This window comes from Geodermatophilus sp. URMC 64 (genome assembly GCF_053502555.1).
The window spans coordinates 2,075,582-2,101,427 of record NZ_CP199955.1; the positions used below are offsets into that span (position 1 = coordinate 2,075,582).

The following is a 25,846-nucleotide window of genomic DNA, read 5'->3' on the forward strand; positions in this document are numbered from 1 at the left end:
CAGGCGGGTCCGCCGTCCGGCCCGACGGCGGGCCGGACGGCGGAACGATCAGCGGCAGGTCGGTGCGCGACGCTACTTCTGCTTCTCCAGCTCGCTCCGCACCGACTCGGTGAGCTCGTCCCAGGAGTCCACGAACTTCTGGACGCCCTCGTCCTCCAGGACCTTGAAGACGTCGTCGAGGTCCACCCCGGCGTCGGCGACCGACTTCATGACCGCGGCGGCATCGTCGTAGGCCTTCTGCACCGGGGTGCCGGGCTCGCCGTGGTCGGCGTAGGCCTTCATCGTCTTCTCCGGCATCGTGTTGACCGTGCCGGGCGCGATCAGCTCGGAGATGTAGAGGGTGTCCGAGTAGTCCGGGTTCTTCACGCCGGTCGAGGCCCACAGCGGCCGCTGCGGTACCGCGCCCTTCGCCTCCAGCGCGCGCCAGCGGTCGGAGGAGAAGACCTCCTCGTAGGCCTGGTAGGCCAGCTGCGCGTTGGCGACGCCGGCCCTGCCCTTCAGCGAGGGGTCGGCGCCGGCCTTGTCGAGCCGCTTGTCGATCTCGGTGTCGACCCGGGAGACGAAGAACGACGCCACCGAGGCGATGCCCTCGAGCGACCCGCCGTTCTCGATCCGCTTCTCCAGCCCGGCCAGGTAGGCGTCCATGACCGCCCGGTAGCGGTCGAGACTGAAGATCAGGGTGACGTTGACGCTGATACCGTTGGCGATCGTCTCGGTGATCGCCGGCAGGCCGGCCTCGGTCGCCGGGATCTTGATGAACAGGTTGGGCCGGTCGACCAGCCACCACAGGTGGGCGGCCTCCGCTGACGTCGCGTCGGTGTCGTGGGCCAGGCCCGGGGCCACCTCGAGCGACACCCGGCCGTCGCCGGGCTGACGGTCGGCGACCGGCCGGAGCAGGTCGCAGGCGTCGCGCACGTCGGCGGCGGTGATGGTGCGCAGCGCCTCCTCGCCGCTCACGCTCCGGACGGCCAGCGCGTGCACCTGGTCGTCGTAGGAGTCCGAGCCGCTGATCGCCGCGGCGAAGATCGTCGGGTTCGTGGTCACGCCGACGACGCTGTACTCGTCGACCAGCGACTGCAGGTTCCCGCTCCGGATCCGGTCACGGGAGAGGTCGTCGAGCCAGATCGAGACCCCGGCCGCCGAGAGCTCGGCGAGCCGCTTGTTCTGTGCCATGTCACTGCCTTTCTACGGTCGAGCGGCCCCGCTGCAGGGGCCCGCCGCGAGCTTGCGAGTGGTGGGGGACAGCGGGGTCCTTCTTTCAGCGGTCGCCGGTGGCGTGCGAGAGGCCGCCGGTGGCGGGCACCGGGCCGGCCGGGACGGCGGCGCCGGATCGCGCGGCCTCGATGCTCTCCCGGGCGGCGGCGACGACCGCCTCGTGCGTCAGCCCGAACTCCTCGTACAGAACGCTGTAGGCGGCGCTGGCCCCGTAGTGGGTGAGGCCCACGATCCGCCCGGCGTCGCCGACGAACTCGCGCCAGCCCATGGGCACGCCGGCCTCGACGCTCACGCGGGCCCGCACCGACGGCGGCAGCACCTCGTCCTTGTAGGCCTGGTCCTGGTCGGCGAACCACTCGACGCAGGGCACCGAGACCACGCGGGTCGGGACGCCGTCGGCCTCCAGCTGCTCGCGGGCGGCCACGGCGATCTGCACCTCGGAGCCGGTGCTCAGCAGGATCACCTCGGGCTCGCCGTTCGAGGCGTCGGCCAACACATAGGCACCACGTGCCACGCCCTTGGCGGAGTTCATCACCGTGCGGTCGAACACCGGCAGGTTCTGGCGGGACAGCAGCAGCCCGGCCGGGCGGTCGTTGTGCTCGAGGATCGTCCGCCAGGCCACCGCGGTCTCGTTGGCGTCGGCCGGGCGGACGACGTCCAGTCCCGGCATCGCGCGCAGCGCGGCGTAGTGCTCGATCGGCTGGTGGGTCGGGCCGTCCTCGCCGAGACCGATCGAGTCGTGGGTCCAGACGTAGATCACCGGCAGCTGCATGAGCGCGGCCAGCCGGACCGCGCCGCGCATGTAGTCGGAGAAGGTGAGGAACGTGCCGCCGTAGACGCGGGTGCCGCCGTGCAGCGCGATCCCGTTCATGATCGCGCCCATCGCGTGCTCGCGGACGCCGAAGTGCAGCGTGCGGCCGTACGGACCGCCCGACCACATCTTCGTCTGCCGGTTGGCGGGCAGGAACGACGGTTCGCCCTTGACGGCGGTGTTGTTGCTCTCCGCGAGATCGGCCGACCCGCCCCACAGCTCGGGCAGCGCTGGGTAGAGCGCGGCCAGGACCTCGCCGGAGGCCTTGCGGGTGGCCACGCCCTTCGGGTCGGCGTCCCAGCTGGGCAGCTTCTCCGCGAAGCCCTCGGGCAGGGAGCGGGTGGTCATGCGCTCGAGCAGCGCGGCGCCGTCGGCGTTGTCCGCGGCCCAGGCGTCGAAGCGTTCCTGCCAGGCGGCGTGCTCCTTCCGGCCGCGGTCGACGACCTGGCGGGCGTGCTCGAGGACCTCCGGGGCGACCTCGAAGGTCTGCTCCGGGTCGAAGCCCAGGATCTGCTTGGTGGCCTTGACCTCGTCCTCGCCGAGCGCCGAGCCGTGCGCGGCGCCGGTGTTCTGCTTGTTCGGTGCGGGCCAGGCGATGATCGTCCGCAGCACGATGATCGACGGCCGGCCGGTCTCGGCCTTGGCGGCGGCGAACGCGGCGTCGATCGCGGCGAGGTCCTCGCCGTCGTGGACGTGCTGGACGTGCCAGCCGTAGGCCTCGTAGCGCTTGCCGACGTCCTCGGTGAAGGCGACGTTCGTGTCGTCCTCGATCGAGATCCGGTTGTCGTCGTAGACGAGGACCAGATTGCCCAGCTGCTGCGTGCCGGCCAGGGACGACGCCTCGCCGCTGACGCCCTCCTCCAGGTCGCCGTCGGAGGCGAAGACCCAGATGGTGTGGTCGAAGAGGCTCTCGCCCTCGGGGGTGTCGGGATCGAACAGGCCGCGCTCGCGGCGGGCGGCCATGGCCATGCCCACCGCGTTGCCCACGCCCTGGCCCAGCGGGCCGGTGGTGGTCTCGACGCCGGGGGTGTGGTTGACCTCGGGGTGGCCCGGCGTCTTCGACCCCCACGTACGCAGAGCGCGCAGATCGTCCAGCTCGAGGCCGTAGCCGGAGAGGAAGAGCTGGATGTAGAGGGTCAGGCTGGAGTGGCCCATCGACAGCACGAACCGGTCGCGGCCGACCCAGTTCGGGTCGCTGGGGTCGTGCCGCAGCCACTTCTGGAAGAGCAGGTAGGAGGTGGGCGCCATGCTCATCGCCGTGCCGGGGTGGCCGTTGCCGACCTTCTGGACGGCGTCCATGGCCAGCACGCGGACCGTGTCGATGGCGCGGCGGTCGAGCTCGCCGAAGCCCTCGGGCAGCGTGGGGTTCGGCTGACGGGGCGCGCCGGTCGGGGCGTCGGTGGCGGCCTCGGCCGGGGCCTCGGACTCGGTGCTCTGCGTTCCCATGTCGGTTCGGTGCTCCCTCGGGTCGGGCCTGCGGGCCGCCCGGACGGCCGGTCGGGCCGGGCACCCGGGCGGACGACGGTGCGCGGGGCGGCGGCGGCCTGCGGCACCGTCGTCGTCGACGTCGGCCCTACCCGCTGCACGCGCAGCATCAACGTGACCGAACCCTAGTCATCCCGGCCGGTCCGGCGATGGGCCGAGGGCTACAGTTGGCCCGTTCTCATCCCCGCCTCGAAGGGACCCCCGTGCTGTTTCCCCGCCCGGTGGGGCCCTGCGTCGCTGCGGGGGAGGGTCCCAGGTGACGGCGGTCTCGGAGCGGCCGGCGGTCGCGACCCGCCGGGCCTCCGCGGTGCTGCGCGCCTACGTGGCGCTGACGAAGCCGCGGATCATCGAGCTGCTGCTGGTCACGACGGTGCCCGCGATGATGCTGGCCGCCCGCGGCTGGCCGTCGTGGGGACTGCTGGTGCCCACGCTGGTGGGCGGCACGCTCGCGGCCGGCGCGGCCAACGTTTTCAACTGCTGGTACGACCGCGACATCGACCGGCTGATGCACCGCACCGAGCGGCGGCCGCTGCCGATGGGCGAGATCAGCGCGCGCGGCGCCCTGGTCTTCGGCCTGGTGCTCACCGTCGTGTCGACGGCGCTGCTCGCCGCCACCACGACGCTGCTGGCGGCGGGCCTGGCACTGGGGGCGATCGCCTACTACGCCGTGATCTACACGATGGTGCTCAAGCGGCACACCCGGCACTCGACGCTGTTCGGCGGCGTCCCCGGGGCGGCGCCGGTGCTCATCGGCTGGGCGGCGGTGACCGGCTCGCTGGCCTGGCCGGCCGTCGTCTTCTTCGGGGTCGTCTTCTGCTGGCAGCTGCCGCACTTCTGGGCGCTGGCGATGCGGTTCCGCGCCGACTACGCGCGCGCCGAGGTGCCGATGCTGCCGGTGGTGGCGACCCCGCTGTCGGTGGGCCGGCAGACCGTCGCCTGGACCTGGGCCACCGTCGCCGTCTCATTGCTGCTGTGGCCCGTGGCGGGCGGCTACGGGATCGGCTGGCTCTACACCGCGGCGGCCGCGGGCCTCGGGCTGTGGTTCGCGATCGAGGCGCACCGGCTGCTCTCGCGGATCCGCCGCGACGCCGAGACCCGCCCGATGCAGCTGTTCCACATCTCGATCTCCTACATGGCGCTGCTCAGCGTCGCGATCATCGTCGACGTCCTGCTCTGAGCTCCGCCCCGGGGACGCCGGATTGACGGCGCGGTGACGGGTGCGCACCTACAGTGCGGCGTTCCCGTCCGCAAGGAGCCGGCGATGCGTACTCGGCGATGGGCGACCCTGCTCTTCTCGGCGGCCCTGGTGCTCACCGCCCCGGCGGTGGCCCAGGCCCATGAGCGTCATGGCGGGCCGGCCGAGCCGCATCTGCTCGTGAAGTTCTCCGACGCCGGCTCGGGGAGCACGATCGGTCCCGACGGCGCCCTGTACGTCACGGAGCCCACCGCGGGCGAGGTGTCCCGCATCGACCGCCGGACCGGCAGGGTGACCGTCGTCGCGACCTGTCTGCCGGTCCGGGGCGCGACGGCCTCCAACGGCGGCGCGATGGACGTGGCGTTCCTGAACGGCCGGATGTACGTCCTGGTCGGGCTGCTGCCCCCCGGGGCCACCGAGGCCACCGGGATCTACCGGGTCGACGACGTGAACAGCTGCCGGGTCGTCGCGGACACCGGCGCCTTCTCCATGGCAAACAAGCCCCCGGTGGGCGGCGAGGCAGCCCGTGGCGTGCCGTACGCGATGGAGCCGTTCCGCGACGGCTTTCTGGTCACCGACGGCAACCACAACCGGGTGCTGCGCGCCGAGATCGGCGGGCGCGTGCGCTCGGTCCTGCAGCTGGGCAACGTGGTGCCGACGGGTCTGGACGGCGACGGCCACCGGGTCCACCTCGCGCTGGCCGGGCCCGCGCCGCACCGACCGCAGGACGGGCGCATCGTCTCCTTCCGCGTCGGTTCGGACCGCGTGCGCGACGTCGCGTCGGGCGCCCCGCTCCTGGTCGACGTGGAGTTCGGGCGGCACGACGAGTACGCGCTGTCGCAGGGCGTCTTCCCCGCGGGCGGGACGCCGGCCACGCCCGCCACGCCGGACACCGGGCAGCTGCTGCGCGTCGACGACGGCGGCTTCGACGTCGTCGCCGAGCGGCTGGACCGGCCCACCTCCCTGGAGCTGACCCGCGGCAAGGCCTACGTGGTGACCTACGACGGCGAGGTCTGGCGGGTGGACCTGTCGTAGCCGGGCGCCGGGGCCTCGAGCGGCAGCTCGGACGCCGGGCCGCGCACCGACCACACCAGCCGCGCCGTGTACGCGGCGATCAGCGCCGCGCCGAGCATGTGCAGCAGGACGACGGCGATCGGCAGGGACAGGAAGAACTGCACGTAGCCGATGACGCCCTGCGCCAGCTGGACGATCAGCAGGTCGCGGGCCGCGCGACGCACGCGGCCGGGGGAGTCGGTGGCGTAGAGGGCGACCATCAGCGCGACGGTCAGCCCGATCAGCAGGAAGACGACGTCGGCGTGCAGCTGGCTGACCAGCTCGGGGTCGAAGCCGGTGCGCCCGGCCTTCGGGTCGCCGCTGTGCGGCCCGCTGCCGGTGACGACGGTGCCGATGACCAGGACGAGCGCCGTGACGACGGCGATGCCCGTCACCAGCAGCGGCAGCGGACGGCGGACGAGCAGCTGGCCCACGCCGGGCTCGCGCGAGCGCAGCCACAGGGTCGTGGCCAGCGCGACGAGCACCATCGACAGCAGGAAGTGGACGGCCACGGTCCACGGGTTGAGCCCGGTGAGCACCGTGATGCCGCCGAGCAGCGCCTGCACCGGGATGCCGAGGAAGCTCAGGACGGCGAGCGGGCGCAGGTCGCGCCGGGCGGAGCGCCACACGACCACCAGGACGGCGACCGCGGTGATCGTCAGCAGGAACGTGAGCGTGCGGTTGCCGAACTCGATCACGCCGTGCCCCGCGAGCTCCGGCGTCGGCACGAAGCTCTCGTCGGTGCACCGCGGCCACGTCGGGCAGCCCAGCCCGGACCCGGTCAGCCGCACCGCGCCGCCGGTGACCACGATCAGCACGTTGGCGATCGCATTGGCGAGGGCCACGCGCGAGACGACGGCGGGGGAGAAGGACCGAGGGAGAACCGGCACGGCCCGATGCTAGACAAAGGACCCTCCTGCCCCCCGCCACTCGCAGGCTCGCGGCGGGACCCTGCCGGAGGGCCGGCCGGGGCGGACCCCGCTGGTTGCACGTTGCCGGAAATAGGTCACACTTGTGTTGTGGAAACCAGCTCGGCCGCTCCGGTCCGCTCGTCGGCGGGTGCCGACGACGGCCGCACGCGCCGGCGGGTGACCGCGCTGCTGCTCGAGCGCGGGCCGCAGACCGCCGCCGAGCTCGCCGCCGACCTCGGCATCTCGTCGGCCGCCGTCCGCCGGCACCTCGACGCCCTCGTGGCCGCCGGCCGGGTGGAGGAGCGGGCCACCCACGACCCGCACCGGGGGCGCGGCCGCCCGGCGCGGCACTTCCGGCTGACCGAGGCCGGTCGCGCGACCTTCCCGCACGCCTACGACGACCTGGCCCTGACCGCCCTGCGTCACGTGGCCGCGGTCGGTGGACCGGACGCCGTCCGCGCCGTCGCCGAGGCGCAGATGGCCGGGCTGGAGGCGCGCGCCTCCAGTGCGGTCGCCACCGCCACGAGCGGCGGGACGGCAGGCGACGAGGCGCCCGTCGACCGGGCCCAGGCCCTGGCCGCGGCCCTCACGGCCGAGGGCTACGCTGCGACGGCCTCGGCGATCCGCAGCGGCGGCCAGCTCTGCCAGCACCACTGCCCGGTCGCGCACGTGGCGGCGGAGTTCCCCCAGCTGTGCGAGGCCGAGACGGCGGTGATCGGCCGGCTGGTGGGTACGCACGTGCAGCGCCTGGCCACGATCGCGCACGGCGACGGGATCTGCACCACACACATCCCCGGCACGCCGCCGGCCGGGAACAGAACGACCCTCGCAGGCCCTGTACCGAGGGAGCGGCGGGCGCACGCACGCCTCGCCCCGTCCCCCAGCTCGACCCCCCAGACGCACCGGGAGATGACGCACGCATGACCAGCACCCAGCAGCCGGTGGGCACGCCGCTGACGCAGGACGAGCAGATCGACCAGCTCGGCCGCTACAAGTTCGGCTGGGCCGACACCGACGTCGCCGGGGCCTCTGCGCGCCGCGGCCTCTCGGAGGAGGTCGTCGCCGACATCTCCGCTCGCAAGAACGAGCCGGAGTGGATGCTCGAGCGACGGCTCAAGGCGCTGAAGCTGTTCGAGCGCAAGCCGATGCCCGACTGGGGTTCGGACCTCTCCGGCATCGACTTCGGCAACATCAAGTACTTCGTGCGCTCCACCGAGGCCCAGGCGGCCTCGTGGGAGGAGCTGCCCGACGACATCAAGAACACCTACGACAAGCTGGGCATCCCGGAGGCGGAGAAGCAGCGGCTGGTCTCGGGTGTCGCGGCGCAGTACGAGTCCGAGGTCGTCTACCACCAGATCCAGAAGGAGCTGGAGGACCAGGGCGTCATCTTCCTCGACACCGACACCGCGCTCCGCGAGCACGAGGACATCTTCAAGGAGTACTTCGGCTCGGTGATCCCGTCCGGGGACAACAAGTTCGCCGCGCTGAACACCGCGGTGTGGTCCGGGGGCTCGTTCATCTACGTGCCGAAGGGCGTGCACGTCGAGATCCCGCTGCAGGCCTACTTCCGGATCAACACCGAGAACATGGGCCAGTTCGAGCGGACGCTGATCATCGTCGACGAGGGCGCCTACGTGCACTACGTCGAGGGCTGCACCGCGCCGATCTACAAGTCGGACTCGCTGCACTCCGCCGTCGTCGAGATCATCGTGAAGAAGAACGCCCGCTGCCGGTACACGACCATCCAGAACTGGTCGAACAACGTCTACAACCTCGTCACCAAGCGCGCGCTGGCGCACGAGGGCGCGACGATGGAGTGGGTCGACGGCAACATCGGCTCCAAGGTCACGATGAAGTACCCGGCGGTCTGGATGGTCGGCGAGCACGCCAAGGGCGAGGTGCTCTCCATCGCCTTCGCCGGCGAGGGCCAGCACCAGGACGCCGGCGCCAAGATGGTGCACGCGGCCCCGAACACCTCCTCGACGATCGTGTCGAAGTCGGTGGCGCGCGGCGGCGGCCGCACCTCCTACCGCGGTCTGGTGCAGATCGACGAGGGCGCGCACGGCTCGAAGTCGACGGTGAAGTGCGATGCGCTGCTCGTGGACACGATCAGCCGGTCGGACACCTACCCGTACGTCGACGTCCGCGAGGACGACGTCGCCATGGGCCACGAGGCGACCGTCTCCCGGGTCAGCGAGGACCAGCTGTTCTACCTGATGAGCCGCGGCCTGTCCGAGGACGAGGCGATGGCCATGGTGGTGCGCGGGTTCGTCGAGCCGATCGCCCGTGAGCTGCCGATGGAGTACGCCCTCGAGCTCAACCGCCTCATCGAGCTGCAGATGGAAGGTGCCGTCGGCTGATGCCGAACCCCGACAACACGACCGGCCTCACCACGGAGTCGGCCACCCTGGCCGGCGAGCTCTTCGCCGAGGGGGTCGGTGCCCAGGCCGGGCCCCCGACCACCCCGGCGGCGGGCACCGGCACCGCCGGCCAGGCCGCCCCGGGCGCGCACTCGCACGGCGGGCCGGCGCCGACCGGCTCGCCGGCCGAGCGGTTCACCTCGACCGACCCCGAGGCGTTCGGCAAGCCGTCCGGCCGCGAGGAGGACTGGCGCTTCACCCCGATGCGCCGGGTCCGTCCCCTGCTGAACGGCGAGCCGTCCGACGCGCACCTGACCTGGGACACCGACCTGCCGGAGGGCGTCGAGCTCTCCCGCGTCGAGGCCGACGACCCGCTGCTCAAGGGCCTGCCCGAGCCGGCCGACTACCTCGCCGCGCTCACCCGGCAGCGCAGCGGCGGCGCCGCCGTGGTCCGCGTGCCCGCCGAGGCGCAGCTGGACCGGCCGGTCACCCTGCGGCTGTCCGGCACCGGTGCCGACGACGTCGTGTGGGGCCAGCTGGTGATCGAGGTCGGCGCCTTCGCCAAGGCGACGATCGTGCTCGACCACGCCGGCCTGGCGAGGTACTCCGGCGGTGTCGCCGTCCTCGTCGGTGACGGCGCGCAGGTCACGCTCGTGTCCGTGCAGGACTGGGCGCCGGGTGCGCTGCACGGCGGCCAGTACGACGCCGTCGTCGGCCGCGACGCCACCTTCAAGCAGATCGTGGTGACCCTCGGCGGCGACCTCGTCCGGCTGGTCAGCAACGTGCAGTACGCCGGCCCCGGCGCCGAGGCCGAGCTGTTCGGCGTCTACTTCGCCGACGAGACCCAGCACCAGGAGCACCGGCTCTGGGTCGACCACGCCGTGCCGCACTGCCGCAGCAACGTCCTCTACAAGGGCGCGCTGCAGGGCGAGGACGCGCACTCGGTCTGGATCGGCGACGTCCGCATCCGGCCCGCCGCGATCGGCACCGACACCTACGAGCTCAACCGAAACCTGGTGCTCACCGACGGCGCCCGCGCCGACTCGGTGCCGAACCTGGAGATCGAGACCGGCGAGATCGTCGGCGCCGGCCACGCCAGCGCCACCGGCCGGTTCGACGACGAGCAGCTGTTCTACCTCTGCTCGCGCGGCATCGACGCCGAGACCGCGCGTCGCCTCGTCGTCCGCGGCTTCTTCGCCGACGTCGTCCAGCACATCGGCGTCCCGGAGCTGCAGGACCGCCTGATGGGCACCGTCGAGGCCCGCCTCGGTGCGCTGCCCGGCCTCGACGACCAGCCGGTCGAGGTGGCCTGACATGGCCTTCGAGCGGGTGTGCGCGCTGAGCGACGTCCCCGAGCCCGGCGCGCTGCGCGTGGAGCTCGCGGACGTCGACGTCGCCGTCGTCCGCTTCGATGGCGAGGTCTACGCCCTCGAGGACCTGTGCTCGCACGCCGAGGTGCCGCTCTCCGAGGGCGACGTCGAGGAGTTCAGGGGCGCCCCGACCATCGAGTGCTGGCTGCACGGGTCGTGCTTCGACCTGCGCACCGGCGAGCCCACCAACCTGCCGGCCACCGAGCCGGTCTCCGTCTACCCGGTCCGCGTGGAGGGGGAGGACGTGTACGTCGACACCGAGAGCGACGGCAGCCTCCCGCTCGCGGCCAACAACTGAGGAGCACGACGAGTTGTCCGTCCTGGAGATCCGCGACCTGCACGTCACCGTGGGTGAAGGAGGGCCTGGTTCCGACAATGGGGCCAAGGAGATCCTCCGCGGCGTCGACCTGACCGTCCGCTCCGGTGAGACCCACGCGATCATGGGGCCGAACGGGTCGGGCAAGTCGACCCTGGCCTACTCGATCGCCGGCCACCCCAAGTACACGATCACCGGCGGCACGGTGACCCTCGACGGCGAGGACGTCCTCGCGATGAGCGTCGACGAGCGGGCCCGCGCCGGCCTGTTCCTCGCCATGCAGTACCCGGTCGAGGTCCCCGGCGTCTCGGTGTCTAACTTCCTGCGCACCGCCGCCACCGCGATCCAGGGCGAGGCGCCGAAGCTGCGCACCTGGGTCAAGGACGTCAAGAGCGAGATGTCCGCGCTGGACATGGACCCGGCGTTCGCCGAGCGCAACGTCAACGAAGGGTTCTCCGGCGGTGAGAAGAAGCGCCACGAGATCCTGCAGATGCGGCTGCTCAAGCCGAAGATCGCGATCCTCGACGAGACCGACTCCGGCCTCGACGTCGACGCGCTGCGCGTGGTCTCCGAGGGCGTCAACCGCAGCCGCGAGGACAGCGACGTCGGCGTCCTACTGATCACGCACTACACGCGGATCCTGCGTTACATCAAGCCCGACTTCGTGCACGTCTTCATCGCCGGAAAGATCGTCGACGAGGGCGGCCGGGAGCTCGCCGACAAGCTCGAGGAGCAGGGCTACGCCGCGTACGTGGCCGGCTCGAAGGAGACCGCGAAGGCATGACCGCGACCGTCTCGCGTCCCGCTCCCGGGGCGCAGAAGCCGCCCCTGCCCCTGGACGTCGAGGCGATCCGCAAGGACTTCCCGATCCTGTCCCGGACGGTCCGGAACGGGAAGAAGCTGGTCTACCTCGACTCCGGCGCGACCGCGCAGAAGCCGCGCGCCGTCCTCGACGCCGAGCGGGACTTCTACGAGAACCACAACGCCGCCGTGCACCGCGGCGCGCACCAGCTGGCCGAGGAGGCGACCGACCTCTACGAGGAGGCCCGCCGAAAGGTCGCGCGCTTCATCGGCACCGCCGACGAGCGCGAGGTCGTGTTCACCCGCAACACGACCGAGTCCATCAACCTCGTCGCCTACGCCCTCTCCAACGCCGCCACGGCGAAGGAGGAGGAGTTTCGCACGTACGCTGTCGGCCAGGGCGACGAGATCGTGGTGACCGAGATGGAACACCACGGCAACCTCGTGCCCTGGCAGCAGCTGTGCGAGCGGACCGGGGCCACCCTGCGCTGGCTGGGCCTCACCGACGACGGCCGGCTGGACCTCTCCGACCTGGAGACGGTGGTCAACGAGCGGACCAGGCTGGTCGCGGTCACCCACCAGTCCAACATCCTCGGCACGATCAACCCGCTCGCGCCGATCGTGGCGCGGGCGCGGGAGGTCGGCGCCCTGGTCCTGGTCGACGGCGCGCAGTCGGTGCCGCACCAGCCGGTCGACGTCACCGAGCTCGGCGTGGACTTCCTCGCCTTCTCCGGCCACAAGATGCTCGGCCCCTCGGGCATCGGCGTCCTGTGGGGCCGGTACGAGGTGCTGGACAAGCTGCCGCCGTTCCTGACCGGCGGGTCGATGATCGAGGTCGTGCGGATGGAGGGCAGCACCTTCGCCGCCCCGCCGCAGCGCTTCGAGGCCGGCGTCCCCATGACCGCGCAGGTCATCGGCCTGGGCGCCGCCGTCGACTACCTCGACGCGCTCGGCATGGACAAGGTCGAGGAGCACGAGAAGGCGCTCACCGGCTACGCGCTGGAGAAGCTCGCCGAGATCCCCGGCGTCACCGTGATCGGCCCGCCCGACACCGTGGCCCGCGGGGGAGCGGTTTCCTTCACCGTCGAGGGCATCCACCCGCACGACGTCGGCCAGGTCCTCGACGACCTCGGCATCGCCGTCCGGGTGGGCCACCACTGCGCCTGGCCGGTGGTCCGCCGCTACGGCGTCCCGGCGACGACCCGTGCCACGTTCTACGTGCACACCGGCTACGACGACATCGACGCGCTCGCCGACGGCGTGCGGGAAGCTCAGCGCTTCTTCGGCGTTGTTCCGACGCAGGAGGGCTGAGCATGCAGCTGGAGTCGATGTACCAGGAGATCATCCTGGACCACTACCGGAACCCGCACGGCCGCGGTCTGCGCGAGCCGTACGAGGCCGAGGTGCACCACGTCAACCCGACCTGCGGGGACGAGGTGACCCTGCGGGTGCACCTGGAGGGCGACACGATCGCCGACGTCTCCTACGAGGGCATGGGCTGCTCGATCAGCCAGGCCTCGGTGTCGGCGATGTACGACCTGGTGATCGGCAAGACGGTGCCGCAGGCGCTGGAGACCGGCGAGCACTTCATGACGTTGATGCAGAGCAAGGGCGACGCGTCGGTGGCCGAGAAGCTCGAGGACGAGCTGGAGGACGCCGTCGCGTTCGCCGGCGTGTCGAAGTACCCGGCGCGGATCAAGTGCGCGCTGATGAGCTGGATGGCGCTCAAGGACGCCAGCGCTCGAGCCTGGGGAGGAGCCAAGTGAGCGAGACGACCGAAGAGACCCCCGCCGAGCTGCCGCCGTACAAGTCGGCACTCATCGAGGACGTCGAGGAGGCCATGCGCGACGTCGTCGACCCCGAGCTGGGTGTCAACGTCGTCGACCTCGGCCTGGTCTACGGCATCGACGTCGACGAGAACAACGTCGCCGTCCTGGACATGACCCTGACGTCGGCGGCCTGCCCGCTGACCGACGTCATCGAGGACCAGGCGCGCCAGGCGCTGACCGGCGGCCCCGGCCCCGGGCTGGTCGACGACATCCGGATCAACTGGGTCTGGATGCCGCCGTGGGGACCGGACAAGATCACCGAGGACGGCCGCGAGCAGCTGCGCGCCCTGGGCTTCCGCGTCTGAACCGGCTCCTGGCCCGGCTCGCCGCGGGCGATGCCCCTCCGGCGGATGCCAGCGTGACAGTGCTGCTCGCGCCCCTCGGGGCGCGGGCAGTCGTCGTCGGGGGGACGGCGTGGCACGTCGTCGCCGCGGACGTCGACCCCGCGTGGGTGGCCGCCGAGGTCGCGCACGACCCGATCGCGGCACCGCTGGGCGCCCGCTTCCTCGCCGCGCTGGCCGACCGCGTGGGCGCCGAACCCGGCGTCCTCGACGCCGTGCTGGTCGCGCCGTCCGCCCCCGTCTCGCCGGGGCTCGACCTCGTCCCGGCCGAGGTGGACCACCCCCGGGTGGAGCGGGCGCTGCTGCACCGCCGCGACGTCCGGGTCTGGCGCACGCCCGACTGCGCCGGTCTGGTCACCGTCGGCCGCGGCGTCGCCGGGCGGTGGGAGACGTCGATGGAGGTCGACCCCGCCGCCCGCGGCCGCGGCCTGGGGACGGCGCTGGCCGCCGCCGCGCCCGCCCTCGTGCCGGACGGTGCGCCGCTGTGGGCGCAGGTCGCCCCCGCCAACACCGCCTCGCTGCGCGCCTTCCTCGCCGCCGGCTACCGCCCCGTCTGCGCCGAGGTCCTCTTCGGCCCCTGAGGCCGCCGCCGGACCAGGGAGACTCAGCTCTCCGTTGGCGGCTTCTGACTGGGATCGGTGGGCAAAAAGTCTGCCACATTGTTGAGGAAGCTCACGACGGCTGTGATCAAGGCGGCTAGGCAAGAGTATCCGAAGGTCTCCCAATATCCTGCGCCGAGTATGGCCTGCCCCGGCCCCGCGGCGGGAAATGCCGCGGCTATTCCTTGGATGAGGGTACGGAGGGCGCGCAACGCCGCCAGTCGGACCTTGAGAGGCCAGCCACCTGGTTCGCCACTCCCCCCAGGAGAACTACCGAAGACCACAGCAAGTGTGCTGGCCATTGCGTTCCTCCCCGTTCGCCGCAGATGCCGAGCAGGATGGCGCAATTGAGAAAATCTCGGTAGTCGGATGCGCTTCCTCTTTCGAGCTGTGTTCGCGGCGTTACGGGAGGCGAACTCGTGACAACACTCCAACGTCGTGATGCCTCAGCGGGGCTCCTATCGTGATTGCCCTCCGCGCGGAACGGGATTGTTCGCCTCGCGTTCGGCGGTCAGGCTTCAGCGCAGCTCGGCCAGGCGGGAGGCGAAGAAGGGCGTCGGCGACTGTTCGCGGCGGGCGCCGACGCCGACCAGGACCGCGCCGATCACCAGGGCAGCGGCGACCGGCCAGAGCAGCGTCGCCAGCGCCAGGGCGAGGGCCGTGCCCACGGCGGTCGCCGCGCCGATGACCAGCGGCGCCCGCACACCAGCCGCCCCGGCGGCCACCATCGCGACCGCGCACGCCGTCAGGACGACGACGGGGCGGGTGCTGCCCGGCAGCACCACGGCCATGGCGGCCGACGGCACCGCCGCCACCAGCAGGGCGGGACCCCACGCCGGCCAGGACGGTCCCTCGGCCAGCCGCGGCCCCTGGGCGAGCAGCAGCCCCGTCGCGAGCGGCAGGGTGTACCCCTCGAGCACCTGCACGTCCCGGGTGGCGACGGCCAGCCACGTGGCCACGGTCAGCTGTGCGGCGCTCACCCACCAGGCGGCCGACGGCAGGAACTCGCCGGCCGGCCGGGTGGTCCACACGGCGAACTCCCCGGTCAGCACGCCCTGCGCGCCGAGCGCCACCGCCAGCGACGGCAGCCCCGCCGACGCGGCCAGCCCCAGCGCGGCGACGGCCGCGGCGGCGGACACCACCAGCGTCGGCGGCCGGTCGGCGACCGCGAGCGGCGCACTCGCGACGAGCCCGGCGCCGTACAGGCCGGTGAGCACGGCGGCGGCCGGCAGCGGGTCCAGGATCCCGGCCGGCACCGCGAGCAGCGCGGCCGCGGCCAGGCAGCCGACGGCCCACGGCACGGACGTCGGCCGCTCGCCCGGGCGCCGTGCGGCGATGAACACGCTCGGCACCGCGGTGAGCAGGAACAGCAGCGACAGCGCCGCCCAGTCCGCGCGGGTCGACAGCTGGATCAGCGCCGCCAGCGCCATGGCCGAGCCCGCGGCGGTCGCGGCCGGCCCCAGCAGCCCACGCCGCCACCCGCTCAGGTGGTGCGGCACCGTCGTTGCCAGCAGCACGCCGGCGTAGCCGGCCGCGGTGATCCCGGGGGAGCCCAGCGCGGCCAGCGACCCGGCGACCCCGGCCCCGGCCACGGCCCCCGCCAGCAGCGGAACCGCGACCGGCGGGCCCAGCAACGCATCGAGGTCCGCCCGCAGCCGCGCCGGCAGCAGCCCGGCCGCCGCCGCGACGAGCAGCAGCGCGGCCAGGTGCCGCGACAGCCCGGGCCCGGTCCAGGCGGTCACCGTCCCGCCGACGACGCCGGCGACCCACCACGGCGCCGTCGTGACCAGGGCGACCCGCGCGACGACCCGGCGGCCCCACAGCGCGATGCCCAGGCCGACCAGCGCGACGGCGAGGAACAGGGACGCGGGCAGCGGATCCGGGACGTCGTCCACCGCGCGCAGGACCGCGACCTGCAGCGCGAACCAAGAGGCCAGCGGCCACGCGGCCGTCGACCGCGCGCGGACGTGCAGCCCGAGGCAGACCACCGCGACCGCGGCCGGCGCGGCGGGGTTGCTCTCCCCGAGCGCGCTCGCGGTCAGGCCGACGCCGGCGGCGCAGGCGGCCAGGGTCTCCTCGGTGCTGCGCAGCCCCTCGAGCGCCGCCAGCAGCGAGAACGCGGCGGCGACGACGGCCAGCAGCAGCAGCGCGAGCCGGGCGGCCACGCCGCCGAACGCGCCCACGACCGCCGCGGCCGCGCTGACCACCAGCACCGCACCCACGCCGAGCAGGACCTGCAGCGGCCGGGCGCGGTAGGGCAGGGGAGGAGTGCCCATGCGCTCACCGTAGGGGTGCGCCGGGCCCGGGGCAGCGGGTCAGCGCATCTGCGCGACCCAGGCCACCGCCTCCCGCGCCTGCTGCCGCCGCCGCTCGTACGTGGCGCCGACGAGGAGCAGCAGCAGTCCCGCGGCGGTGAGCGTGATCCAGCGCGGCAGCAGCGGCGCGTAGGGCCCCAGCCGGCCGATCACGACGAACGCCAGCGAGGCGGCGCCGACCACGAACGGCGACTGCCGGTGGGTCAGCACCCCGGCAACGGTGAGCACCGCCGCTGCCGCGACGACCAGCACCAGCCGGAGGGTGGTCGGCTGGGTGACCACCAGGAACGCCGACGGCGCCAGGCCGACCGCGACGGCCGGTCCCTCGGCCGCCCACGACGCGCCCCGCGCGAGCAGCCGGGGCAGCCCGACGAGCAGCAGGCCGGCGGCCGCCGGGAGGGTGTACGCCTCGGCGGTGTCGACGCGGGCCCCGGCCAGGGCGATCCAGGCCGCGATCACCAGGTCCGCCACGGCGACCAGGCCGATCCAGCTGCGCCTGGCCACCAGCGCGTAGCAGGCGGCGGCGGCGCCGGCCACGGCCAGCTGCAGCCCGACCTGCCCCCACGCGTCGACCGTCGCGCTCGTCCCGGCGGCCAGCAGCCCCGCCAGGCCGGCGCCCGCGGCCAGCGGCGTCTCCTCCGGCCGGGCCGCCCGCAGCGCGGCCAGCCCGAACGCCGTCGCGGCGACGAGGACCAGCAGCAGGCCCGCGACCGTCGCCGGCAGCAGGTCCCCGCCGCGCGCGACCAGGACGGCGACCACCGGGGCCAGCACCGCCGCGGCGGCGGCGGGGACCCGCAGCCGGGGCAGCAGGACGGCGGCCAGCGCGGCCGGGACGGTGGCGGCCAGGACGACCAACGACAGCGGCAGCGCGCGACCGTCGGTGGCCAGCAGCCCGACGCCGACGACCCCGGTGGCGGTGCCGCCGGCGACCAGACCCGCGGCCGCCACCCGGGATCCGGCGAGCGGCACGGCGGCGGTGAGCAGGGCGACGCCGGCCGCGGCGGCGACCACCGGGCCGGACTCGCCCGCAATGTCCAGGGAGAAGCCGAGCGCCAGCCCGGTGACGCCCGCGCCCGCCGCCGCCACGAGCGGGGCGCCCGGTAGGAGCGACGCCACCGGCGGCACGCGGAGCAGCAGCAGTGCCGCGGCGGCGGCGACCGCCAGGACGGCCGTCGCCGTCCAGGAACCGGCCGGCGGATCCACGGCCGCGACCGCGACGCCGCCGCCCGCGCCCACGACCAGCCACAGCGGCGCCAGGGCGGCAGGAACCGGCCGCAAGGGGCCCCGCAGCGCCAGCAGCACGGCCACGTCCAGGCCCGCCGCCCCGAGCGCGGCGGCCACCCCGGCCGGGCCGAGCATCGCGTCCTGGGTCAGCAGCAGGAACGGCACCGGCTGGACGGCGAGCAGCGCGACCAGCGGCCAGGTCGCCGTCGTCCGGGTCAGCCGGCCCAGCCCGGCGGCGAGGAGGACGACGATCCCGCAGGCGATCGCCGACCACAGCCGCAGCGGCAGCTCGTCCACGCCGAGCAGGCCCTTGCCGTAGGCGGCGCCGAGGTCGACGGCGAGCAACGCGGCCCCGGCGGCCGCGAGGGCCTCCTCGGTGGCGCGCAGCCCGCGGCGTGCGGTCCAGGCCGACGTGGCGCAGGCCGCCGCCGTCACCAGCACCATGACCGTCGCCTGGAAGGCCAGGCCGAGGCGGGTCCACGCCAGCGCGACGAAGGCCACGGCGCCGGCGACGAGCAGCAGCGCACCGAGGCCGAGCAACACCTGCTGGGGGCTCAGCCGGGGGCGGGGCGGAGCGGGCGGCTCCGGTGCCACCCACTGCGGTGGCGCGTAGTGAGGGGCTGGAGCCGGGGGCGGTGTGGTCGGCGGCGGCGGCGCGTAGACGGGGGGCGGGGGTGCGTGGACGGGTGCCGGCGCCGGCTCGGCGGCACCGGGCGCCGCGGCGCGCAGCGAGGCGAGCAGCGCGTCCCGGTCGCGGGTGAGCTCGGCCAGCGTCGCGCCGATGCGGGCGACGACCAGCGCGGCGTGGCCGACGGCCGGCAGGCCGCAGGTGGTGCACGGGATGCCGGCCGGTCCGGTCGCGAGGGTGCCGCAGACCGGACAGGGCAGCGCAGGAGGCCCGGGCGGTTGCATGGGCGCATCGTGACGCGTCCGCAGCCGCCGCAGAAGCGTTGTCCACATCCCGGGTGACACCGCGCACGAACCGCGAAATGCGGTCGGTGGATCGCCGGCGAGCGCCTACCCTGGGGTCAGTGATCACGACGACCGGCCTCGAGCTGCGCGCCGGCGCCCGCATCCTCATCAGCGACGCCACCCTGCGCGTGCAGCCCGGCGACCGCATCGGGCTGGTCGGGCGCAACGGCGCGGGCAAGACGACGACGCTCACCACGCTCGCCGGCGAGCGGCTGGCGCACGCCGGCAAGGTCGAGGTCAGCGGGGAGATCGGCTATCTCCCGCAGGACCCGCGCAGCGGCGACCTCGACATCACCGCCAGCGACCGCGTGCTCTCCGGCCGCGGCCTCGACGTCCTCCGGGCCCAGATGGTCAAGGCGCAGATCGCGATGGCCGAGCCCGCCGACGACGCGGAGCGCGACCGCGCCGTCCGCCGCTACGGCCGGCTGGAGGACCAGTTCGCCGCCCTCGGCGGCTACGCGGCCGAGAGCGAGGCCGCCCGCATCTGCACCGCTCTCGGCCTGCCCGACCGGGTGCTGGTCCAGCCGCTGCGGACCCTCTCCGGCGGCCAGCGGCGGCGGGTGGAGCTCGCGCGGATCCTGTTCTCCGACGCCGAGACGCTGCTGCTCGACGAGCCGACCAACCACCTCGACGCGGACTCGATCACCTGGCTGAAGAGCTTCCTCGCCGCGCACAAGGGCGGGCTGATCGTCATCAGCCACGACGTCGAGCTGCTCGACGCCGTCGTCAACAAGGTGTGGCACCTCGACGCCAACCGCGCCACCGTCGACGTCTACAACCTCCGCTGGAAGCCCTACCTCGCGCAGCGCGAGACCGACGAACGCCGCCGCCGGCAGGAGCGGGCCAACGCCGAGCGCAAGATCGAGGCGCTCACCGCGCAGGCCGACAAGATGCGCGCCAAGGCGACCAAGGCGCGGGCGGCGCAGAGCATGGACAAGCGGGCCGCGCGGCTGGCCGCCGGCCTGGAGGAGGTCCGGGTCCACGACCGGGTGGCCAAGCTCCGCTTCCCGACGCCGGCCGCCTGCGGTCGCACGCCGCTCATGGCCGAGGGCCTGTCGAAGAACTACGGCTCGCTCGAGGTGTTCACCGACGTCGACCTGGCCGTGGACCGCGGCGCGCGGGTCGTCGTCCTCGGGCTCAACGGCGCGGGGAAGACGACGCTGCTGCGGATCCTCGCCGGCGCGGAGGCCCCCGACACCGGCGAGGTCAAGCCCGGGCACGGGCTGCGGATCGGCTACTACGCGCAGGAGCACGAGACGCTCGACCTGGACCGCACGCTCCTCGAGGTGATGCGCTCGGCCGCCCCCGAGAGCACCGACACCGAGCTGCGCCGCATCCTGGGCGCGTTCCTGTTCTCCGGCGAGGCGGTCGACCAGCGGGCCGGCACGCTCTCCGGCGGCGAGAAGACCCGGCTCGCGATGGCCACGCTGGTGGTCTCCGGCGCGAACGTGCTGCTGCTCGACGAGCCCACCAACAACCTCGACCCGGCCAGCCGCGAGCAGGTGCTGCAGGCGCTGCGCACCTACACCGGCGCCATCGTGCTGGTCACCCACGACGAGGGCGCCGTCCGGGCACTCCACCCCGACAAGGTCATCCTGCTGCCCGACGGCACCGAGGACGCCTGGAGCGAGGACCTCGCCGATCTGGTCGAGCTCGCCTGAGGTGACACGGTCGGCCCAGCGGCCGACACCGGGTTTCGCGTGGCCGTGTCGCAGCTCGTGGGTGATCATGGCTCCGGGATGCCGGTGCCAGCAGGGGCCCCGGCGCCCAGGGGACGAGCTGCCACCACCGGGCCGGCGCGTGCGCCGGGAACGGTCGGCGCCGACACGGAGGGGAGTCATGGCCGACTCGAACACGGCGGACCTCGGCAAGGGCAAGCGCATCACGGGTGGAGACCGGACGTCGCTCGCCGACGAGTTGCGCAAGCGCTACGACGGCGGCGAGAGCATCCGGTCCCTGGCGACCTCGACGAACCGCTCGTACGGCTTCGTGCACCGGCTGCTGTCGGAGTCCGGGGCGTCGCTGCGCAGCCGCGGTGGGGCCAACAGGAGCGCCAAGAAGGCCGGGTAGATATACAGGGCCGTGTGACAGACACGAGTCCTGACGGCTGGGTCCGCACCGACCGGGACGGCGCCGTCCTCACGGTCACCCTGGACCGGCCCGAGCAGCTGAACGCGCAGACGCCGGCGACCTGGGCGGCCCTGCGCCGCGTCGCCGAGACCCTGGACGACGACGTCCGCGTGGTCGTCGTCCGGGGCGCGGGCCGCGCGTTCTCGGCCGGGCTGGACCGCAGCCTGTTCAGCACCGAGGCGGGCGCGGGCACCCTCGGCGAGCTGGCGGCCATGCCCGTCGGCCTGGCCCAGCAGCGGATCCGCGGCTACCAGAGCGCGTTCCGCTGGCTGCGCTCGCCGGGCGTGGTGTCCGTCGCCGCGGTGCAGGGCCACGCGATCGGCGCCGGCGCCCAGTTGGCGCTCGCCTGCGACCTGCGGATCCTCGCCGAGGACGCCCAGCTGCGGCTGCCGGAGGCCACCCTGGGCCTGGTGCCCGACCTCACCGGCACCAGCAACCTGGTCGACCTCGTCGGCTACGCCCGCGCCATGGAGATCTGCCTCACCGGGCGGGCCGTCGGCGCGACGGAGGCGCGGGCGATCGGCGCCGCCAATCTCGTCGTCCCGCTCGCCGAGCTCGACGCCGCGGTGGCCGACCTCGTCGCCGCGCTGCTGGCGCCGCCGGCCGGGGCCCTCCGCGAGACGGCGGAGCTCATCCGGTCGGCCGTGCACAACGACCACGAGACCCAGGACGCCGCCGAGCGGGAGGCCCAGGTGCGCCGCATCGCCGATCTCGTCAGCGGTCGCTGAGACACTGCGTCCCGGGCTTTCTGTACCGAAAGCCCGCGGAACAGACCCGGCCACCGCCGTGTTGGCCGGGCGGAGAGGAGGCGGTGTGGACATGAGCAGTCCCATGACCTCCATGGCGGCGATGCGGTCCTTCCGGCGCGATCCGTCGGTGACCGCCCGCGAGCTGCCCAAGGGCACGGTCCGGCGGATCCTCGGGGTCGCCCGGCCCTACCGGCGGGAGCTGACGTTCTTCCTGCTGCTGGTGGTCGGCTCCTCGGTGATCGGCGTGCTGACCCCGCTGCTGGCCGGCGACATCGTCAACCGCATCGCCCGGCTCGACGGCACCGCGGGGGCGATCGTGCGGATCGCGCTGGTCATCGCGGGCCTGGCCGTCCTCGACGCCGGCATCTCGCTGGCCACCCGCTGGTACTCCGCGCGCATCGGCGAGGGCGTCATCTACGACCTGCGCAGCAAGGTGTTCGAGCACGTGCAGCGGATGCCGGTCGCGTTCTTCACCCGCACGCAGACCGGTGCGCTGGTCAGCCGGCTCAACAACGACGTCATCGGCGCGCAGCAGGCGTTCACGTCCACGCTGTCCGGCGTCGTCTCCAACGCGATCGGCCTCGTGCTCACCGCCGGCGTCATGTTCTCGCTGTCCTGGCAGATCACCCTGCTCTCGCTGGTGATGGTGCCGCTGTTCGTGCTGCCGGCCCGCCGGATCGGCAAGCGGCTGCAGGAGATCACCCGGGAGTCCTACGGGCTCAACGCCTCGATGAACGCGACGATGACCGAGCGGTTCAACGTCGCCGGCGCGTTGCTGGTCAAGCTGTTCGGCCGGCCGCAGGCCGAGGCGGAGTCCTTCCGCGGCCGCGCGGCCCGGGTGCGCGACATCGGCGTGCTGTCGGCCATGTACGGCCGGACCTTCTTCACCGCGCTGACCCTGGTCGCGGCGCTGGCCACCGCGCTGGTCTACGGCCTCGGCGGATGGCTGGCGTTCAACGGCACCCTGAGCCCCGGCGACGTCGTCGCGCTGGCGCTGCTGCTGTCCCGGCTCTACGGCCCGCTGACCGCGCTGTCCAACGTCCGCGTCGACGTGATGAGCGCGATGGTCAGCTTCGACCGCGTCTTCGAGGTCCTCGACCTGCCGCCGATGATCAAGGAGGCGCCGGACGCCGTCCCGGTGCCGGCCGACGACCGGTCGATCGAGTTCGACTCCGTGTCGTTCAGCTATCCGTCGGGCGCCGACGTCTCGCTCGCGTCGCTGGAGGAGGTGTCGCTGCCCGAGCACGGCGGGCCGACGGCGGTGCTGCACGACGTGTCGTTCCGGGTGGAGCCGGGGCAGCTGGTCGCCCTCGTCGGGCACTCCGGCGCCGGCAAGTCGACCATCGCCCACCTGGTGCCGCGGCTCTACGACGTCACCGGCGGGACCGTGCGGGTGGGCGGCATCGACGTCCGGCGGGCGACGCTGGCCTCGCTGCGCGACAGCATCGGCGTCGTCAGCCAGGACGCGCACCTGTTCCACGACACGATCCGCGCCAACCTGCTCTACGCGCGGCCCGAGGCGACCGAGGACGAGCTCTGGGCTGCCCTCACCGGCGCCCGGATCGCCGCCCTCGTGCGCTCGCTGCCCGACGGGCTGGACACGGTGGTCGGCGACCGCGGCTACCGGCTCTCCGGTGGTGAGAAGCAGCGGCTGGCGATCGCCCGCGTGCTGCTCAAGGGCCCGGGCATCGTGATCCTCGACGAGGCGACCGCGCACCTGGACAGCGAGAGCGAGCTGGCCGTGCAGCACGCCCTGGACACCGCCCTGACCGGCCGGACGTCGCTGGTCATCGCGCACCGGCTGTCCACGATCCGGGATGCCGACCGCATCCTCGTGGTGGACGACGGTCGCATCGTGGAGTCGGGCACGCACGAGGAGTTGCTGGCGCTCGGGGGCAGGTACGCCGACCTCTACCGCACCCAGTTCACCGGCGGAGAGCCGCAGACGGTCGACGCCGCCTGACCACTAGCGTCACTCCTGTCCCAGCACGATGAGGAGTTCCGAGTGACTGCCGCCCACCCGCACGACGCCCAGATCCGCACGCTGTACGTCCAGCTGCTCGACGGCTGGAACCGGCGCAGCGGCGCGGGGGTCGCGGCGGCGTTCGCCGACGACGGCGACATCATCGGGTTCGACGGCAGCCACCACAGCGGCCGGCTGTCGATCGCCTCGGACCTGCGGCGCATCTTCGGCAGCCACCAGACGCCGGCCTACGTGGGGCTGATCCGGGCGGTCCGGCCGATCGCCGAGCGGGTCGCCGTCCTGCACGCCCACGCGGGCATGATCCCGCCCGGCGGCAACGACCTGGACCCGGCGCTGCTGACGGTGCACACGCTGGTGGCGGTCGAGGAGTCGCCGGGCCGCTGGAAGATCTCGCTGTTCCAGAGCACGCCCGCGGCCTGGGACGGCCGGGAGGACGCCCGGCAGGCGCTGCTGGCCGAGCTGCGGGGCCTGCTGGCGCCGCAGTGAGCGTGCTGGTCGGCGCCGCTGAGCTGGCGGCCGCGTCCGATCGGCCGGTGCTGCTCGACGTCCGCTGGGCGCTGGGCGACGACCGCGGCCACGACCGCTACCTGGAGGGCCACCTGCCCGGTGCGGTGTTCGTCGACCTCGACGCCGAGCTGGCCGATCCGCCGTCCCCCGAGCGCGGCCGCCACCCGCTGCCGTCGCTGCAGCGACTGCAGTCGGCGGCCCGGCGCTGGGGCATCCGGGCCGGCGACCGGGTCGTCGCCTACGACGACTCCGGCGGCGCCGCGGCCGCCCGGGCGTGGTGGCTGCTGCGCTGGGGCGGCCTGGCCGACGTGCGGCTGCTCGACGGCGGGCTGGCCGCCTGGCGGCGCGCCGGTGGCCCGGTGGAGACCGGCGAGGTCGTGCCCGAGCCGGGGGACGTCGTCCTGAGCGAGGGCGGCATGCCGGTGCTGGAGCTCGAGGAGGCGGCGGCCCTGCCGCGGGACGGCGGCCTGCTCCTCGACGCCCGCGCCGGGGAGCGCTACCGGGGCGAGCTCGAGCCGGTCGACCCCCGCGCCGGGCACGTGCCGGGGGCGGTCAGCGCGCCGACGACCGCCAACCTCGCCGACGACGGGACCTTCCTTCCAGTCACTGCACTGCGGGCGCGGTTCGCCGATCTCGGCGCGGATCCCGGCCGGCGCGTCGGGGTCTACTGCGGCTCGGGGGTCACCGCGGCGCACGAGGTCGCCGCCCTGGCCGAGGCCGGCATCGAGGCCGCGCTGTGGCCGGGCTCGTGGTCGCAGTGGTCGGCGGACCCGGCGCGTCCTGCGGCGACCGGTCCCGAGCCGGGATGACCAGCCCGTCCACCGGCACCTGGGTCGTGGCCGGGGTCTCCGGGGCGGCGCACGGCCTGGTCGGCGTGTTGTACCTGGCCTCCGGGCTGGTGGCCCCGCTCTGGGCGATCGTGCTGCTCGTCGCCTGCTGGGTGCTGCTTGCCGTCCTCCTGATCCGGCTGGCGCGGCGCGGCTCGTGGTGGACGCCGGTCGTCCCCGCCGCCGCGCTGGCCACCTGGTACGCCGTCCTCACGCTGGGGGAGCGGCTGCTGGGCTGGACCGCCTGAGCGCCCTCCTCTCCGGGATCTCCAGCCGGCCGCCGCGCAGCGCCAGCACCCAGCCCACGATGACGACGTTGAGCCCCAGGTCCGTCGCCGTGGCGTAGCGCGCGGCGCGCTCGTCAGCTGCCCGGGTCTGCTCCAACGACGCGCAGAGCCCCGTGCACGTGCCGGCATCCGGCGCCCGCACCTGGTTCCCCGCCGCGTGCGTCGCGTGGATCCGCGCCACCAACTCGGACTGCAGGCGGTAGTCGTAGACCGCGCTGGTCACCACCGCGCCGAAGCCGACCAGGGTGCCGGCCGCGGCGACGAGGAGTGCTGCCGCCACGATCCGCCGTCCGGACCGCAGCGCCGGACCGAGGCGCCGGCGGGCGTGCGCCAGCGCAGCGAGCACGGCGAGCAGGTACACCGGCAGCAGGAGCGTGGAGCTCAGCAGCCAGGTGGCGAACGGCGACTGGGCCCGTTCGATCGCGCCGACCGCGCCCTGGATCGACGTCAACACGAATCCGTCGGCGTAGGCCATGAGCGCGGCGAGCGCGACCACGGTCGGCCAGGGGACCGGCCTCGGCCGCAGCGCCGCGAGGGCCCGCCGGGGGACGGTGCGGAGTGACAT

24 protein-coding genes are annotated in these 25,846 nt (G+C 73.8%); 18 read left to right on the top strand and 6 right to left on the bottom strand.

All coding sequences use genetic code 11. The features are described from left to right. Window positions 1–72: 72 nt before the first annotated feature. Both tal and tkt read right to left on the bottom strand, forming a co-directional pair. The gene (gene tal / locus ACWIYF_RS10210) at window positions 73–1,173 is read right to left on the bottom strand and encodes a transaldolase (RefSeq protein ID WP_448628013.1); all 1,101 of its coding nucleotides are present in this window, start codon (window positions 1,171–1,173) and stop codon (window positions 73–75) included. A gap of 85 nt (window positions 1,174–1,258) precedes the next feature. Further along, window positions 1,259–3,472, bottom strand: a complete 2,214-nt coding sequence (gene tkt, locus ACWIYF_RS10215) for a transketolase (protein WP_448628014.1) — start codon at window positions 3,470–3,472, stop codon at window positions 1,259–1,261. A gap of 295 nt (window positions 3,473–3,767) precedes the next feature. On the opposite strand from tkt, the gene ACWIYF_RS10220 reads away from it, so the two are divergent. Both ACWIYF_RS10220 and ACWIYF_RS10225 read left to right on the top strand, forming a co-directional pair. After that, entirely contained in the window at window positions 3,768–4,688 is a 921-nt protein-coding gene (locus ACWIYF_RS10220) for a heme o synthase (RefSeq protein WP_448628015.1), read from the top strand. A gap of 84 nt (window positions 4,689–4,772) precedes the next feature. Then, window positions 4,773–5,741 (top strand): ScyD/ScyE family protein, encoded by a 969-nt coding sequence (locus ACWIYF_RS10225; RefSeq protein WP_448628016.1) that lies wholly within the window; start codon window positions 4,773–4,775, stop codon window positions 5,739–5,741. On the opposite strand, the gene ACWIYF_RS10230 is transcribed toward ACWIYF_RS10225, so the two are convergent. After that, window positions 5,705–6,649, bottom strand: a complete 945-nt coding sequence (locus ACWIYF_RS10230; protein WP_448628017.1) for a COX15/CtaA family protein — start codon at window positions 6,647–6,649, stop codon at window positions 5,705–5,707. The two genes, ACWIYF_RS10225 and ACWIYF_RS10230, sit on opposite strands and share 37 nt — an antisense overlap. Before the next feature lie 129 nt (window positions 6,650–6,778). Here ACWIYF_RS10230 and ACWIYF_RS10235 point away from each other — a divergent pair, with 129 nt between their 5' ends. The 9 genes from ACWIYF_RS10235 to ACWIYF_RS10275 are packed head-to-tail and all read left to right on the top strand — an operon-like array spanning window position 6,779 to window position 14,268. Further along, window positions 6,779–7,594 carry a helix-turn-helix transcriptional regulator gene (locus ACWIYF_RS10235; RefSeq protein ID WP_448628018.1) on the top strand — a complete coding sequence of 272 codons (816 nt, stop codon included), beginning with the start codon at window positions 6,779–6,781 and terminating at the stop codon, window positions 7,592–7,594. Continuing rightward, on the top strand, window positions 7,591–9,030 hold the full coding sequence (sufB, locus tag ACWIYF_RS10240) for a Fe-S cluster assembly protein SufB (RefSeq protein WP_448628019.1): 1,440 nt from the start codon (window positions 7,591–7,593) through the stop codon (window positions 9,028–9,030). The genes ACWIYF_RS10235 and sufB overlap by 4 nt, the downstream gene beginning before the upstream one ends. Next, window positions 9,030–10,343 carry a Fe-S cluster assembly protein SufD gene (gene sufD, locus ACWIYF_RS10245; protein WP_448628020.1) on the top strand — a complete coding sequence of 438 codons (1,314 nt, stop codon included), beginning with the start codon at window positions 9,030–9,032 and terminating at the stop codon, window positions 10,341–10,343. The genes sufB and sufD overlap by 1 nt, the downstream gene beginning before the upstream one ends. A gap of 1 nt (window position 10,344) precedes the next feature. Continuing rightward, complete coding sequence (locus ACWIYF_RS10250; RefSeq protein WP_448628021.1) at window positions 10,345–10,698, top strand: non-heme iron oxygenase ferredoxin subunit; 354 nt, start codon at window positions 10,345–10,347, stop codon at window positions 10,696–10,698. A gap of 13 nt (window positions 10,699–10,711) precedes the next feature. Next, window positions 10,712–11,500, top strand: a complete 789-nt coding sequence (gene sufC / locus ACWIYF_RS10255; protein WP_448628022.1) for a Fe-S cluster assembly ATPase SufC — start codon at window positions 10,712–10,714, stop codon at window positions 11,498–11,500. Beyond that, complete coding sequence (locus tag ACWIYF_RS10260; protein WP_448628023.1) at window positions 11,497–12,828, top strand: cysteine desulfurase; 1,332 nt, start codon at window positions 11,497–11,499, stop codon at window positions 12,826–12,828. Before sufC ends, ACWIYF_RS10260 begins: the two co-directional genes overlap by 4 nt. Before the next feature lie 2 nt (window positions 12,829–12,830). Continuing rightward, entirely contained in the window at window positions 12,831–13,283 is a 453-nt protein-coding gene (gene sufU, locus ACWIYF_RS10265; protein ID WP_448628024.1) for a Fe-S cluster assembly sulfur transfer protein SufU, read from the top strand. Continuing rightward, a complete protein-coding gene (locus tag ACWIYF_RS10270) occupies window positions 13,280–13,651 on the top strand; it encodes a metal-sulfur cluster assembly factor (protein WP_448628025.1) in 372 nt (123 codons plus the stop codon). The genes sufU and ACWIYF_RS10270 overlap by 4 nt, the downstream gene beginning before the upstream one ends. Before the next feature lie 53 nt (window positions 13,652–13,704). After that, window positions 13,705–14,268, top strand: coding sequence for a GNAT family N-acetyltransferase (locus ACWIYF_RS10275; RefSeq protein WP_448628026.1), 564 nt, complete (start codon window positions 13,705–13,707; stop codon window positions 14,266–14,268). Window positions 14,269–14,804: 536 nt separating this feature from the next. Here ACWIYF_RS10275 and ACWIYF_RS10280 read toward each other — a convergent pair. Both ACWIYF_RS10280 and ACWIYF_RS10285 read right to left on the bottom strand, forming a co-directional pair. Further along, entirely contained in the window at window positions 14,805–16,562 is a 1,758-nt protein-coding gene (locus ACWIYF_RS10280; RefSeq protein WP_448628027.1) for an SCO7613 C-terminal domain-containing membrane protein, read from the bottom strand. Window positions 16,563–16,601: 39 nt separating this feature from the next. Further along, on the bottom strand, window positions 16,602–18,737 hold the full coding sequence (locus ACWIYF_RS10285) for a DUF2157 domain-containing protein (protein WP_448628028.1): 2,136 nt from the start codon (window positions 18,735–18,737) through the stop codon (window positions 16,602–16,604). 119 nt (window positions 18,738–18,856) lie between these two features. Here ACWIYF_RS10285 and ACWIYF_RS10290 point away from each other — a divergent pair, with 119 nt between their 5' ends. The 7 genes from ACWIYF_RS10290 (at window position 18,857) to ACWIYF_RS10320 (ending at window position 25,242) form a co-directional block, all read left to right on the top strand. Further along, window positions 18,857–20,458, top strand: a complete 1,602-nt coding sequence (locus tag ACWIYF_RS10290; RefSeq protein WP_448628029.1) for an ABC-F family ATP-binding cassette domain-containing protein — start codon at window positions 18,857–18,859, stop codon at window positions 20,456–20,458. 178 nt (window positions 20,459–20,636) lie between these two features. Further along, window positions 20,637–20,867 carry a helix-turn-helix domain-containing protein gene (locus ACWIYF_RS10295; protein ID WP_448628030.1) on the top strand — a complete coding sequence of 77 codons (231 nt, stop codon included), beginning with the start codon at window positions 20,637–20,639 and terminating at the stop codon, window positions 20,865–20,867. Between the two features lie 14 nt (window positions 20,868–20,881). Further along, window positions 20,882–21,655, top strand: a complete 774-nt coding sequence (locus ACWIYF_RS10300) for an enoyl-CoA hydratase/isomerase family protein (protein WP_448628031.1) — start codon at window positions 20,882–20,884, stop codon at window positions 21,653–21,655. Window positions 21,656–21,746: 91 nt separating this feature from the next. Then, entirely contained in the window at window positions 21,747–23,639 is a 1,893-nt protein-coding gene (locus ACWIYF_RS10305) for an ABC transporter ATP-binding protein (protein WP_448628032.1), read from the top strand. 42 nt (window positions 23,640–23,681) lie between these two features. Continuing rightward, complete coding sequence (locus ACWIYF_RS10310; protein WP_448628033.1) at window positions 23,682–24,146, top strand: SgcJ/EcaC family oxidoreductase; 465 nt, start codon at window positions 23,682–23,684, stop codon at window positions 24,144–24,146. Next, the gene (locus ACWIYF_RS10315; protein ID WP_448628034.1) at window positions 24,143–24,976 is read left to right on the top strand and encodes a sulfurtransferase; all 834 of its coding nucleotides are present in this window, start codon (window positions 24,143–24,145) and stop codon (window positions 24,974–24,976) included. The genes ACWIYF_RS10310 and ACWIYF_RS10315 overlap by 4 nt, the downstream gene beginning before the upstream one ends. Further along, window positions 24,973–25,242, top strand: a complete 270-nt coding sequence (locus ACWIYF_RS10320) for a hypothetical protein (RefSeq protein ID WP_448628035.1) — start codon at window positions 24,973–24,975, stop codon at window positions 25,240–25,242. The genes ACWIYF_RS10315 and ACWIYF_RS10320 overlap by 4 nt, the downstream gene beginning before the upstream one ends. Here the strand turns inward: ACWIYF_RS10320 and ACWIYF_RS10325 are convergent. Continuing rightward, window positions 25,205–25,846 (bottom strand): hypothetical protein, encoded by a 642-nt coding sequence (locus tag ACWIYF_RS10325; protein ID WP_448628036.1) that lies wholly within the window; start codon window positions 25,844–25,846, stop codon window positions 25,205–25,207. The two genes, ACWIYF_RS10320 and ACWIYF_RS10325, sit on opposite strands and share 38 nt — an antisense overlap.

What these genes read in the sequence shown, in the direction of transcription:
- tal (WP_448628013.1), bottom strand. Translation starts at nt 1,173, where the DNA reads ATGGCACAGAACAAGCGGCTCGCCGAGCTCTCGGCGGCCGGGGTCTCG.
- tkt (WP_448628014.1), bottom strand. Translation starts at nt 3,472, where the DNA reads ATGGGAACGCAGAGCACCGAGTCCGAGGCCCCGGCCGAGGCCGCCACC.
- ACWIYF_RS10225 (WP_448628016.1), top strand. Translation starts at nt 4,773, where the DNA reads ATGCGTACTCGGCGATGGGCGACCCTGCTCTTCTCGGCGGCCCTGGTG.
- sufB (WP_448628019.1), top strand. Translation starts at nt 7,591, where the DNA reads ATGACCAGCACCCAGCAGCCGGTGGGCACGCCGCTGACGCAGGACGAG.
- sufD (WP_448628020.1), top strand. Translation starts at nt 9,030, where the DNA reads ATGCCGAACCCCGACAACACGACCGGCCTCACCACGGAGTCGGCCACC.
- ACWIYF_RS10250 (WP_448628021.1), top strand. Translation starts at nt 10,345, where the DNA reads ATGGCCTTCGAGCGGGTGTGCGCGCTGAGCGACGTCCCCGAGCCCGGC.
- ACWIYF_RS10260 (WP_448628023.1), top strand. Translation starts at nt 11,497, where the DNA reads ATGACCGCGACCGTCTCGCGTCCCGCTCCCGGGGCGCAGAAGCCGCCC.
- sufU (WP_448628024.1), top strand. Translation starts at nt 12,831, where the DNA reads ATGCAGCTGGAGTCGATGTACCAGGAGATCATCCTGGACCACTACCGG.
- ACWIYF_RS10280 (WP_448628027.1), bottom strand. Translation starts at nt 16,562, where the DNA reads ATGGGCACTCCTCCCCTGCCCTACCGCGCCCGGCCGCTGCAGGTCCTG.
- ACWIYF_RS10285 (WP_448628028.1), bottom strand. Translation starts at nt 18,737, where the DNA reads ATGCAACCGCCCGGGCCTCCTGCGCTGCCCTGTCCGGTCTGCGGCACC.
- ACWIYF_RS10295 (WP_448628030.1), top strand. Translation starts at nt 20,637, where the DNA reads ATGGCCGACTCGAACACGGCGGACCTCGGCAAGGGCAAGCGCATCACG.
- ACWIYF_RS10305 (WP_448628032.1), top strand. Translation starts at nt 21,747, where the DNA reads ATGAGCAGTCCCATGACCTCCATGGCGGCGATGCGGTCCTTCCGGCGC.
- ACWIYF_RS10320 (WP_448628035.1), top strand. Translation starts at nt 24,973, where the DNA reads ATGACCAGCCCGTCCACCGGCACCTGGGTCGTGGCCGGGGTCTCCGGG.
- ACWIYF_RS10325 (WP_448628036.1), bottom strand. Translation starts at nt 25,846, where the DNA reads ATGTCACTCCGCACCGTCCCCCGGCGGGCCCTCGCGGCGCTGCGGCCG.